This window comes from Tenacibaculum sp. nBUS_03, from assembly GCF_051201695.1.
In the GTDB taxonomy this organism is placed as follows: domain Bacteria; phylum Bacteroidota; class Bacteroidia; order Flavobacteriales; family Flavobacteriaceae; genus Polaribacter.
This window is the reverse complement of record NZ_CP179214.1, coordinates 2,876,121-2,889,041: the sequence shown is the minus strand read 5'-3', so window position 1 is coordinate 2,889,041 and position 12,921 is coordinate 2,876,121. Positions and strand designations below refer to the sequence as shown.

Annotated in this window: 11 protein-coding genes and 1 pseudogene; 4 read left to right on the top strand and 8 right to left on the bottom strand. The window is 30.4% G+C overall.

Features of this window, described 5'->3' with window-relative positions:
• Positions 1 to 3: 3 nt before the first annotated feature.
• The 8 genes and pseudogenes from ACMFBB_RS13355 to ACMFBB_RS13320 form a co-directional block, all read right to left on the bottom strand.
• Positions 4 to 1,395, bottom strand: coding sequence for an RtcB family protein (locus ACMFBB_RS13355; protein WP_435261268.1), 1,392 nt, complete (start codon positions 1,393 to 1,395; stop codon positions 4 to 6).
• A complete protein-coding gene (locus ACMFBB_RS13350) occupies positions 1,380 to 2,066 on the bottom strand; it encodes a hypothetical protein (RefSeq protein WP_435261267.1) in 687 nt (228 codons plus the stop codon). Before ACMFBB_RS13350 ends, ACMFBB_RS13355 begins: the two co-directional genes overlap by 16 nt.
• Before the next feature lie 651 nt (positions 2,067 to 2,717).
• On the bottom strand, positions 2,718 to 3,014 hold the full coding sequence (locus tag ACMFBB_RS13345; RefSeq protein WP_435261266.1) for a S24 family peptidase: 297 nt from the start codon (positions 3,012 to 3,014) through the stop codon (positions 2,718 to 2,720).
• A 122-nt stretch (positions 3,015 to 3,136) separates the two neighbouring features.
• The gene (locus ACMFBB_RS13340; protein WP_435261265.1) at positions 3,137 to 3,826 is read right to left on the bottom strand and encodes a DUF7737 domain-containing protein; all 690 of its coding nucleotides are present in this window, start codon (positions 3,824 to 3,826) and stop codon (positions 3,137 to 3,139) included.
• On the bottom strand, positions 3,787 to 5,715 hold the full coding sequence (locus tag ACMFBB_RS13335; protein ID WP_435261264.1) for a DUF4132 domain-containing protein: 1,929 nt from the start codon (positions 5,713 to 5,715) through the stop codon (positions 3,787 to 3,789). Before ACMFBB_RS13335 ends, ACMFBB_RS13340 begins: the two co-directional genes overlap by 40 nt.
• Before the next feature lie 9 nt (positions 5,716 to 5,724).
• The gene (locus tag ACMFBB_RS13330) at positions 5,725 to 6,105 is read right to left on the bottom strand and encodes a hypothetical protein (protein ID WP_435261263.1); all 381 of its coding nucleotides are present in this window, start codon (positions 6,103 to 6,105) and stop codon (positions 5,725 to 5,727) included.
• A gap of 73 nt (positions 6,106 to 6,178) precedes the next feature.
• The gene (locus ACMFBB_RS13325; RefSeq protein WP_435261262.1) at positions 6,179 to 6,376 is read right to left on the bottom strand and encodes a hypothetical protein; all 198 of its coding nucleotides are present in this window, start codon (positions 6,374 to 6,376) and stop codon (positions 6,179 to 6,181) included.
• Positions 6,327 to 7,728, bottom strand: a pseudogene (locus ACMFBB_RS13320) (RtcB family protein). The gene ACMFBB_RS13325 and the pseudogene ACMFBB_RS13320 overlap by 50 nt, the downstream one beginning before the upstream one ends.
• A 331-nt stretch (positions 7,729 to 8,059) precedes the next feature.
• Here ACMFBB_RS13320 and ACMFBB_RS13315 point away from each other — a divergent pair.
• From ACMFBB_RS13315 to ACMFBB_RS13300, 4 genes are all read left to right on the top strand, one after another.
• A complete protein-coding gene (locus ACMFBB_RS13315) occupies positions 8,060 to 9,403 on the top strand; it encodes a vanadium-dependent haloperoxidase (RefSeq protein ID WP_435261261.1) in 1,344 nt (447 codons plus the stop codon).
• A gap of 146 nt (positions 9,404 to 9,549) precedes the next feature.
• Positions 9,550 to 9,918 carry a hypothetical protein gene (locus ACMFBB_RS13310; RefSeq protein ID WP_435261260.1) on the top strand — a complete coding sequence of 123 codons (369 nt, stop codon included), beginning with the start codon at positions 9,550 to 9,552 and terminating at the stop codon, positions 9,916 to 9,918.
• 197 nt (positions 9,919 to 10,115) lie between these two features.
• On the top strand, positions 10,116 to 11,330 hold the full coding sequence (locus tag ACMFBB_RS13305; protein ID WP_435261259.1) for a 3-oxoacyl-[acyl-carrier-protein] synthase III C-terminal domain-containing protein: 1,215 nt from the start codon (positions 10,116 to 10,118) through the stop codon (positions 11,328 to 11,330).
• Positions 11,331 to 11,342: 12 nt separating this feature from the next.
• On the top strand, positions 11,343 to 12,893 hold the full coding sequence (locus ACMFBB_RS13300; RefSeq protein ID WP_435261258.1) for an FAD-dependent monooxygenase: 1,551 nt from the start codon (positions 11,343 to 11,345) through the stop codon (positions 12,891 to 12,893).
• The last annotated feature ends 28 nt before the right edge of the window (positions 12,894 to 12,921 follow it).

Below are 12,921 nucleotides of genomic sequence, written 5' to 3'. Positions count from 1 at the left end.
ATACTATTTATCCATTCTTACAATTTTCGGCGTAAAGGTTCCTAACACTTCAACCAGTTCTTGTTGATTTGCCATTACTTTTTTAATGTTTTTATATGCCATTGGTGCTTCATCTACTCCACCTCCAATAAGACTTACTCCATTCATTTTTAATTGGTGTTTGACATCGCTTTTTGTAAATTTCTCTTTACACTTTCTTCGAGAATGTTTTCTACCAGCTCCATGAGAAGCAGAATTTAAACTTTCAGTATTTCCCAAGCCACGTACTATATACCCTGGAGCTGTCATGGAACCGGGAATGATACCTAACTCACCTTTGTTAGCGGGAGTTGCTCCTTTTCTATGAACAATTAATTCTTGTCCATTCACCTTTTCTTTCCAAGCAAAATTATGGTGATTCTCAATTTTTGCAATTGCTTTTGCTCCTAGTAATTTACCAATTCGTTTATGAATATTATCGTGACATGCTTTTGCATAATCACCCGCTAAATTCATTGCTAACCAATATTCTTGTCCGTCATGAGTATTCAAATCTAACCACGCTAAATGTTGTACATTTTTTGGTAAAGGACATTGTTTCGTTGCTAAATACGTATAATGCTTTGCAATGTTAGCTCCCAATCCACGACTTCCACTATGCGTTAATAATCCTATATACTCTCCAATAGGCAAATTAAATTCATTGTTTTCATCTGTAATAGTTACCACTCCAAACTCTACAAAATGATTTCCTCCTCCTGAGGTTCCTAGTTGATTATACGCTTTAATTTTTAACCGCTTTAACAACGGTATATCTTGAAACTCGGTACGTTCAAATATTTCATGATCATGTTTCATTTTGTGTGTTTCATACATTCCGAATTTAGTATGCTCAGACAAAATGTTTTCCAACTGATGTACTTTTCCTTTTAAATAAGATGCTTTTACAGGGTACACTGTTAAACACATTCTACAACCAATATCAACTCCTACTCCATAAGGAATCACGGCATTTTCTGTGGCCAATACACCTCCAATTGGTAATCCATATCCTGCATGTGCATCTGGCATTAAAGCCCCTTGTACAGCTATTGGTAATTTTAAAGCATCATACAATTGGTATTTTGCTACCTCATCAATTTCGTTTTCTCCATAAATACTAAACGGAGCTCTTGTATTACGTAACTTTTGCATTTGTACCTCAACCGGTTTTACCAAACCTTCTGCAACTTTACCCCAAATAGCGTTTCCTTTATACTCTTCAGGAGCTAACAATACTTGTTTTGCTTCCTCTAAAATACGTTCTTTCTTTTCTCTTTTACGATATCTATTAATTTGCCCTAAGGCTATATTTATACTATTATTTTTTGGAAACCCTAATTTAATTAAGTCCTTTCCTTTTAATTTATTTCCCATGATATGTTGTCGTTTATAATATCCTCTAAAGAATATTTTTTAAGAGCTTTTAACTGCTTAGTTACTTGAAATTTTTGCTTGTGTTCTTGAGGAATTCTCCAATAATTCCTCCAATAACTTTCTTGCCAAATTTCATAAAAACCGCTTTTATACAATTGTTGTTCTAAAAGATCTAGCTCACTTTCAAGTTGAGGATCAATTCTTTTAGAGTGTGTTATATAAGCTCTTGTATATTTAATTGTATAAGCTCCTTTTGGAATTCTTATATAAAATCGTTGTTTAATTTTTTTGTTTTCGTTTCTAAAAGAGAATACCGTACACATAGCTTGCGCCTTATATGTTAATCGATTAAATTGTTTTTTAGATATGGTTGGAAATTCTTTATATATTAAGTGTTTTGAGATTTGATGAAACCATTGTTTATCAGCTTTTTCTTTTGTTCTACCCCAAAAACTTTTTTCAATACAATCGTATAACTCTAAAATAGCGGCCTTGTTTTTATAGCGCTCTACATTTTCTATTATTACAATTTCTTTGAACCAACCATGTCGTATAGGTTCTTTTAATTTTATATACCCTAACTCTCTAATTTTTTGATAAATCTCTCTTTGCCTCTTTCTTATAATTCGAATGGCTTTCTGTCTTTGTTCTTTGATGTGTTTTGGTTTCAATGAACATATATTTAACTATTTATCACCTATCGGAAATAATTATTAACTCGTATGTTATTTGAAAAAGAGTATAAAAAAATCCGAAAATTTTTGGCTTCGGACTTTTCATATATAGGATAATTTTTATCTACGTGTGAAGAAAGTCGCGAAGCATGTGTACACAAGAACCTGGTTCTATTAGTGTACCTATGTTTAATTGATATTTGAACATGTTACTTCGTTTTAAAATTGTTTTGTTGCATAATTGCGATGCAAACTTAGAATCTATTTTTGAATTACACAAATAAAAAAACAACTTATACACCTACAAATCAATACGTTATCTTTATGTTTAGAAAATAGAAAACCTGTCCGCCTTTTGCAGATTTATTAATTGACTGATACTATGTTATGTACATTTTTTACTACACGATTCAAAGTGGGTTTCAGGTTTTAAAATTTTTTATAAAAAAAGCGTCCAAAATTAAATTTTGGACGCTTTTACTTTTTATACTATGAATTTCTACCTAAAATACAACTCACGAAGTCGCTCATTTGCGTCCTGATATGTAATTTTTAGTATTGTCATAGGTTTAAATTTTGTTTTATTCTTTAATTTATAAAATATAGGAGAATATAAATTCTCTTTTGTTTTGTTCTTTTTAAGAATGCCTATGGCATTGCAAGTATTTCTACTACTTTTCCATATACATTTTTTGTCCATCCGTTAATTCTTCCATGATTGTTACCTATTTGTAACCCTCTTTTATCATTTTTACCTTTTACAAGATGTGTAAAGCAGTTTCCACGAACTTTACAATAAACAATATCTCCAACTTCACATTGTTCCCAATTAATAGGCTTCAATTTTACTGGTTGTTTAGATTTTAAAAGAGGTAACATAGAATTACCTGGTTCTTTAGAAATAATGGTTTCGCCATTAGTCAATTTTTGAATTTTCCAATTCATATTATTATATTTTATAAATTATGTAACGCATTATTGCGTTACATATCTCATAAAATGATATAAGAACCTGTCAATGAACTGATGCAAAGATGCAATAAATTTTAATAAGCTAAAAATTTAATTTAATTCCTATTAATTTGGCTTGTAATTGTTGAGTCTATAATTTTTTTATCTTCTGCTAATAAAAATGCCTTACTTAAAATAACAGACAACCCTTTATCTCCTTCAAAAGGAAGAAATATTTTTTCTGTTACATCTTTTTTACCTGAAGGAACAATACATAAATATTCATCATTAGGTTCCATTAAAATATTTGTGCTTCCAATGTGAATTTTATAAGTTCTAAGTGTTCCTTTTACTATTAAAAACTTACCTTCTATTTTTGCTACTTCTTTTATTTTTAATCTAGGCAATAAGCTTTTTAATATTGTTTTTCTAGTTTTTGCTACTTCGGTCAAATCACCAAAAGAGTAAGACTGCCAATAATCTCTATGCTGAGGTAATCCCCCATTATCGCTCCATTCAGGATCATTACCAACACTAGCAACTCCAACGAACAAATCCACATCTCTCATTGTTTCAGAAAAAATAATAGCGGGTACATCAACTAAATCAACATGTTCTTTGTTTATATAGTAACGAACCTGGTCAGTACTCATATACAGATATATACCTGTATCATTATATAAATCATCAGTAGTTATTTCATTTAACCAAAACTCTACTTCATATTGATTATTTTCAATAGTTAAATTTCTTCTTGCAATACAATCTAAACCATGATCCAAGCCCCTACCAATTGGTAATTCCAATTTCTAACTTTTGCTAGCATATTAAATTGATGTTGCTTCAAAATATGTGAAGCCATTCTATTGCTATATGTCTTTGTATTTACTTCTGCTTCCGTTAAAAGATAAAGTTCTCGGAAAGCTTGTTTTAATGGTTGAGTAATTTGAAATTTCACTAAAAAATTTCTCCACTCAAGAACTTCATTAGTTGTTCCGTAAATAGGATGCCATAATTGAAAACTACAGCCTTCATCAATCCAATTAATCTCTTTTTGGCAGGCATTAACCCATTTATCTTTGAGGTAAAAACATGCCTCTTGCTTATTTTCATTTTTAACAATCCAAATTAATTTTTTTGATAAAAAAGATATGAGTCCATGATTTAAGTAAAATTTACTAAAATTAGTATAATTAACTGTTCGTTCTTCAATAAAAAGCCCATCTAGTCGATCTCTTTGAGAGCTTACAAATTTTTGAATCTCTTTTATTTCTAATTTTATTTTTTTAAATTTTTCTGATAACGATTTAGAGTTTTTAATAAAAGACGGTTCCGTTTTTTGTATTTTTCCATCGGGCTTAATCCATAATTTTTGTACTTTTCCAATCCTTTCTATTGAAATTTTCAACTTATAATCCTCAAAAAAGACTTCTTTGCTCCCATCAATTAAATTAAATTCCGACACAATCGATTCTTCAATGTCAGATTTAGAAATACCTAATTTTAAAGAAATTTCAGAAATGTATTTTTCTATAAGTTTTTTAGTAGAAGTTTGTTTTATTTTATTTTGTAAAACAGTTAATTGAGCAATACCATCCCTTCCTTTAATATTAGCTAAAGTATATAAGCATGCATTCCCTAAAGCTCCTGCCGTTTGTCCAACTCCTGGAATTTTTTTAAAACATTTTTCCGCTAATTTCGAAATTAAAATAACTGTATTTTTGTCGTAAAACTTTGTGAGTGTCCAAACTAAACCTTTTAAAATATTTAAATTTTCTTTCTCTATAAATGTATATGTCGAAAAACTATATTCCTGATTCCCATATGTATGAATTTCTTCTTTAGGTTGAAGTTTTATAACCCTTTCTAATAAAGAATATATAAAAGTCTTATAATCAGTAAAATCTAGCTTATCTATTAAAAGAGAACTTTCTTTTGAAAATTTCTTTGTTGGTTTACTCCCTGACACCTTTTTAGAAAGTGCTAAAATTTGATATAGAGTTTCTTTTTCCTTCTCATTATGATTTTCTAGTACTTGATTAGCATAATCCCCAAATTCTTCGGAATTAAATGTAAATCTTTGACAGATTTTTTTGTTACTAAAACTAATTATAGCTTTTATTCTATTTCTTACTTTGCTAATATCCGCTCCACAATAATTATTCCTTCTTTTTATTGACTCCCATGTGAGCATTTCATTTAAAAATAACTCCAACTCTTCACTTAACCCTTCCTTTTTCACTTTTCTTTCTAACTGTAGAAGTAAAAAACCAATTGGCCAAGAAGAGATTCCTCCATAAAGAAGTTTATTATTTTTAAAAAAAATCAAACAATCAATATATTCAGGGATCGTTAGCTCTAAATTTGATCTAAATAGTAATGATAACAATTCTTGTTGAACTGAAAAAACCTCCCTTTCATCTTTTAAATTATGTGACTTTGAATTTTTATTATAAATTCTTATGATATCTTGTAACAGCCATAATGCAAAATGCTTTTTGTATAGTGTATCCTTTTTCTTGAATTGGGAATAAGAATCCAAATTACTAAATTTAACACCAGTAGTTAAAAAAAAAGACGAATCTGATTGGGTTTGTATTTCTGCTACAATAGCTAAAACAATATCATAAAATTCTTTATTTTGAACGTTATCTATTGTTTTTAATTTAAATAACGATTTTAGTTTTTTTAACATACCAGAACACTATCCACCCACTAAGGGAGTTAATTTGATAAAACTTATTTTTGAATCTTTTTTTAGAGTTATTTTCTGATTCAATTCAGTTACTTGTTTATCATCAACTAAAATAAAAAAAACATTTTTTTTAAATGCTTCTAAAGCTAAATAAACCTGTTTTTCAGCATCTACTTCATCCTTTCTTTTCGTTCCATTAAGAACATCTTCTCTACTTACTGGCTGAACTAAACTATTTAAATTCTCATCATCTTTTTTATTATGTGCTATTACTTCCAAAGTAACTCTTTCCATAATAACTTTCTCCGGGGAAGTATTTTCTTCCAGATCAATTTTAAAAGAGTTTTTAATTTCTCCAAGTAGTGTTGTGTCTAAAACTTCTATTAACATTCTTTTTTATTTCAAAAATAACATATTTTAGTAAAAGGTATTGACTAATGATTTGTTTACATTTTATATCTTTTCATCCTAAAAACGGCTCTATAAAACCAATAAATTCTAGATTATCTTTTTTCCAACGAGCTCCAAGCTCTGACGCTATTCTTATCTCATATACTACTGCATGTTTGTAATGGTAATAAACATTCCACCATGTTTTATTTTTTAACATCTCAGCTAATAGAACTCTTACTTTTTCTTCTTTTATTCTTCCAAGGAGCATTCTTTTGCCAATCTCCTGCCATAATACACCCATAAGGCACCACCTCATCTATGACCTTTCCTAAACCAAATTCTTCCATTTGCTTACGTACCGATGCTGCATTTTTATACGCCGAAGGCAGTTCAGTAATATCAATCTCTTTAGAAAAGAAACGTATATCTAAACCTTGGGTTTCCTCCTGAAAGATTTCCTCAAAAGTTCCAGTTTTTCTTTTTCTATGTTGCGTTCTACTAACATTTCGTCCAGCTCCATGCGGTGCAAACCCTAAATTATTTTTAGTTGTTTCCCCTTCCACAATCAATACTGGTTCACTCATATTCAATGGAATTAAACGTGGTCCAGTAATATCTGGCATAAACTTAGTATCTAAGGGAGTTGCCCCCTTTGCATGGTAAAACAAATCACCCTCTTTAAATACAAAATTATGCTCATTCCAATACCTGCTTTCTTTTTCAATTCCTAATTTATCTAAAGTTGCATCATGTAAAACTTCGTGGTTTAACTTTGTCCATTTTCTTATAATTTGCAACGCTTCCCAATAGTTTTCTCCTTCTTCAGTATCAAACGGAATCCACGCATTTTGTTTTAATGTTTGTGGAGACAATTCTTTTCTATATCGCTCAGCTACTTGCATTCCTCTTGCATACAAGTTTGCTCCAAAACCTCTACTTCCATGGTGCGTTACCATCATTGTATTTCCCGTTTTTTTAGAAGTACCTATAAATAAAAAATGATTTCCATCTCCTTGGGTTCCTAAATGACTTCTTGCTGCAGAAATACATTTTTGAGTATTCAAAAAAGGGTTTGCTTCAATTTCAGCTAATAAATCCATCGGAAAACGGAACTGCGTATTTCTATCTCTACCTCCTGGTTCAAAATGTGTACTACTATGTGCAGCATCTAACACTTCTCTCGGATCCGCTTTTCCAAAGTCAGTCAACATCACAGAACAACAAATATCAGCACTATGCATTCCTGGATGGATGGCATTTTTAGCTACTACTACTCCACCAACAGGGATCGTTCCGGCTGGTCCGTGTAGGACAAGCATCTGGCATTATAGATCCATCAACAATCGTTGGTGTTTTCATTAATACTTCCATTGATGTAATTACTTTATCTACATTCTCTTCTTCTAACTCATTTTCTGCTTTAATATTGATATTAAAACTCGCTGGAGTTTCTAACAATGGAATTTCTGGTCCAGAACGAAATTGCTCTAAATATTCATGTATTTCTTTTTCTGATAACTCCTTTGAGTTTATATATTCCATAGCCTCTGGAAACCATTTTCCTGATTTGAATCCCATTTCAATTAATTCTTTTCCTGTAATTTTAGTTTTATTTTTCATCAATTTAATTTTTAAGCTCCACAAACTCCTTGTTTTGTGAGACAATTACTTTTGAAAGTTGTTTACTTTCTTATGATTCCGATGCAAATATTACACCCTATTACGCAACCTTTTTACGTAGCTGTAAAAAATAATTGTTCCTAGCTTTATTTTATAGATACACTTTTTTCTACTGGATTTCACGTATAAAATTAATGGATTTTACTTACTAAACATTAAGAAAAACACGTATTGTAATGTTTTTGTAAGCGAACTAATATTGTGCCCCTTTAAAAGTAAACTTTACTTTATTTCTTATTTAATTTTAAAAAGCTAAAAATCAAATACAAAAATGAAAATTCTTAAAACACCAATAGTACTAGTATTGTTAACTTTACTAGTATCTTGTAACACATCTGAGGTTTCAATTACCAATACAAACTCAGAAGGAAATACCTCTGACCAATATACTTCAGAAGTAGTGATTAATTGGTTTAACCTAATGAAAAAGTTAACTACTGAAACTTCAGGATATACCCCTCCTGTGGCTGCTAGAGCATTTGGATATACAGGCATCGCATTATATGAAGGCATACAATTAGGCGTTCCCCACAAAAAAAGTTTATCAACAAAACTAAACGGGTTAGAAATCAGTTGTGACTTTGATGAAACAAAAGCCTATCATTGGTCTACTGTAGCAAATACTATTCTTGGAAATATGATGAATTATTTTTACGTTAATACATCTGATCTTAATAAAAAACGTATCCAAGAAATGCAACAGCAATATAAAGTTCTGTGTGCGACAAACACTGAAGATTCTGTTTTAAATCGTTCAATTTTATTAGCTAATCAAATTACCAAGCAAATAATAACATGGTCTAAATCAGACGGAGGTGTAAATGCTCAATTTTCGAATTTTCCAAGTGATTATACTCCTATTAAAGGTGAACAATACTGGAAACCTACTGCTCCTGATTTTTTACCAGCATTACAACCTTATTGGGGTAATAATAGACCTTTTATGACTTCTAACGTACATAATGTGCAACCTATTGATCCTCCTGCTTACTCTACTGACAAAAACTCTGTATTCTTTAATAGAGCTATGGCTGTATATGAAGCAGTTAATAACGTTTCTAAAGAAGAAATAATTATAGCTGAGTTTTGGTCAGATGATCCTAAAACATCCGCAACACCTCCTGGACATTCTATTGCCATTTTAAATCAGTTACTTGAAGAGAATAATTATAACCTTTTCCAATCGTCAGAAGCTTTTGCAATGCTAGCTATAGGAATTAATGATGCTTTTATTTCATGTTGGAAAACAAAATACGAAACTAATTATGTACGACCAATCACTTTCATTAATAATTATATTGATGCTAATTGGTCACCAATATTAGTAACCCCTCCTTTTCCTGAATATACCTCGGGACATTCGGTTCAGTCCGGAGTCTTGGCTAAAATACTAAGTTCAATTTTTGATAATAATTATGGATTTATAGACAAAACTCATATTGATCGAATAGACATCGATGGGACCCCTAGATATTTTGAAAACTTTTACGCAATGGCAGAAGAAGCAGCGATTTCAAGATTGTACGGCGGTATCCATTATAAAGAAGCTATTAATTATGGTTTAGAACAAGGCTACGCTATTGGAAGCAATGTTATATTGTTATTTAAAAATTAAGAACATACAGTACGGATTTATTTACACTACTGGATTTTAATTATAAGCTTAGGGGGTTTCACTAAGAATAATTTAAGCAAAACGCTAATTGTAGATTCTATGTATGAAAACTAATATTGTGGTTCTTAAACAAATTAAATGTCAAAATGAAAATTTGTAAAATACTAACTTTAATTTTACTAGTTCCTTTACTAGGGGCGGGTAAGCAAGAGATAAACGATAGTAAACTTCATTATACTATTTTTTTGGGTGGAGATATTATTACTATGAAAGGTGACAAACCTAAGTATGCTCAGTCTGTCGTTATAAAAAGAGAGACTATTGTAGTTACAGTTCCTTTATCAGAGGTAAAGGAAATTGCACCTAAAAGTTATATTGCAAAAGTTTTAAAAGTAAACACACAATTACCAGGTTTAATTGATGCTCACGCTCGCTTTACTTCTTTTTTAGCGCAAGCTATTGGAGAACAAATATTACCTCTACCTGATGCAGAAGCAAGAGATATTCTACTTTGAGTAACATCTTAAAAAACGTTGATGCTCTAGAAACTATAAAAGAAGGAATTTCTGTTTACAAAAAATGATTATTTAAAAATTAATACTTAATAAGTTAACCATTATCTACTTTTCTTTTTTTCAAACTAAAACAGTTGGATAAACAATCTTATTATCTAAACTATTTTAAGTTTTTAAAGAACCTAATCCCATCAAATATGAAAAAACAACTAATTTTAGCTGGTTTTAAACCAGTTGTTATTGGAAAATTAATTGATCAAACCTTACTAAATAATTATAGTAAATTCCTTTACTATAAATTTAGCCTTCAAAACAAAAGTAAAATAATCGTAGAAAACAACTCCGAAGAAGATTGTATTTTTGATACTGTCAGCGAGCAAGTTGATAAATATGCTGTTAGTCAGAAGTATATTAACAAAAGACAAGTTTGCATTTTTGAAGGTGTAGAGGATTTCATTGAAAATGAAATGAGCTTTACCGATATTAGTGATTATCCTTTACCAAGAAACTTTAAAAATACAGAGAATGAAGTTCATGGGCCCAAAATTGAGGCACGAATGGATTGGTACAAAAAAGAAATGAAAAAAGTTTTTGACTTTTTTTATGAAGAAAAAGAAGTTTCTCCAGAAAATTTAATTCATGTAACCTGTTCGGGGTATGCTTCTCCTAGTATTGCTCAAATAGCTATGATTAATCGAGGGTGGCTAAATGCAACAGTAACTCACTCATACCAAATGGGTTGTTATGGTGCTTTTCCAGCAATGAGAACTGCAAATGCATTACTTACAGAAAGTGACACTAATGGTAGAGTGGATATAGTGCACACAGAACTATTATCGGCACATTTAGACTTAACAAAATTATCTGCTGCTAATAGCATGATTTGTTCTCTTTTTTCTGATGGTTTTATAGGTTATTCACTGTTTGAAGAATCTAAGTTTACAAAGGATAAAGTCTACAAAAATGGGCTACGTATTATAGCTCAGCACGAAGTCATTATAGATGATTCTGTTGAAGATATGACATGGGATCTAGGAGAGTATAACTTTCTTATGACTCTCTCCAGAAAAGTACCTGTGTTTATCAGAAAAAATATTAAATCATTTTTAACCGATTTATGTAAAAAAGGAAACATAGATTTAGAAAAAGAAAAATATGATCTTCTTTATGCAATTCATCCAGGGGGACCAAAAATTATCGACTATATAGTAGAAGAATTAAAATTATTTAAAGAACAAGCTAAATGGTCTTATGCAGTTTTAAAAAGACAAGGAAATATGTCCTCTGCTACCATTCCACATATCTTCCATGATATGATAGAAGATGATTCGATAAAACCAGGAACAAAAATCGTTGCCATGGCATTTGGTCCTGGCTTAACAGCAACATCACTACTTGTTGAAAAAATTTAAAAATTACTCAATATGACAAACATAGACTTTGACGTAATTATTGCAGGATGTGGTCCAACTGGGGCCACATTTGCAAACTATTTAGGTAAGTCGAACTTAAAGATATTGATTTTTGACAAAGAATCTGAGATTATTGATTTTCCAAGAGCTGTTCACATTGATGAAGATGTCATTCGTATTTTTCAAGAGTTAGAACTCTATGAAGATATGATGGAAAACTCTATAAAATCTTTTGAAAATTATAAGTTGGTTACCAAACAAGATAAAACCTTATTTGAATTCCAACCAAATAGTAGTGTATCTGAAGACATTCCTTCATGTAACTGGATACTTCAACCAGAAATAGAAAAGCATCTCAGAAAAGGTTTTTCACAATATTCAAATGTTACGTTTCTAAACAACACAGAGTTTACAGATTTTAAACAAAATGAAAACTTTGTTACCGTGAATTTAGTTCATAATGAATCGGGTACTTTATTTAATTTAACAACTAAGTATTTGATTGGAGCTGATGGGGCCAATAGTTTTATTAGACAAAAACTAAATATCCCACTTATAAATCTAGGAAAAAGTAAAAGTTGGATGGTTATGGATACAGAATATCAAGGAGATGCTCATTTTTCAGAAGATCATAAACAGTTTTGTATTCCTGAGCAACCTATTACTTATGTTAATGGGGTAAAAAACCATTTTAGATGGGAATTTATGTTAAGAAAGGAAAATGAAATGTTGAGTGAAGAAGATCTTCAAAAAAAAATGTTGGTTTATTTAGAAAAAAAATATCCCGTAAAAGACTTTAAGATCATTCGTAAAAAAAAATATACTTTTCATTCATTGATTGCAAAAAAATGGAGGGTACAAAATATTTTTCTGGCTGGTGATTCAGCACATCAAATGCCCCCTTTTCTTGGACAAGGTATGTGCTCGGGAATTAAGGATGCAAAAAATTTATCTTGGAAAATTTCAGTAGCATGTAATAATACATCTCAAAATTCAGATTTACTTTTAGACACCTATTTTACTGAACGTAAGCCCCAAGTGAAAAAAATAATTAAACTAGCTACCATATTTGGGGGCTTTATTCAATATAGTAATCCATTTTTTTATCGAATACGAGACTCCATACTAAGACTAATAAATATTTTACCTAGTACACCTGTTGATAAATTAATTGATAAACACCTGTATTCCATTCCAGTAAATTCAGGTATTAAAAAAAATAAGCTATCTGGTCGCAGAGTTCCTCAACCTATAGTTTTACATAATGACCATTACGTATATTTAGATAAGGTTATCAAAGATACTTGGGCAATTATTTATAGAAATTTATCTTTAGACGAAATTTCTCCAAACCTTTTCAATAAAATTAAACTAGTTAAGGACCATCCAAATAAAAACGAAATTTCTTCTATCATTATGAATAACTGGATGGATCATAATAATATTGATTTTGCTATTATTCGACCTGATAAATTTATTTTTACAGCGGGAAAAAATGATACTATTGAGGAAGTTTTAAAGTATAGCAGGCAATACCTTAAAGAATTATACTGCTATAATTAAATCTTACTTTAAATTTGAACAACTTGAC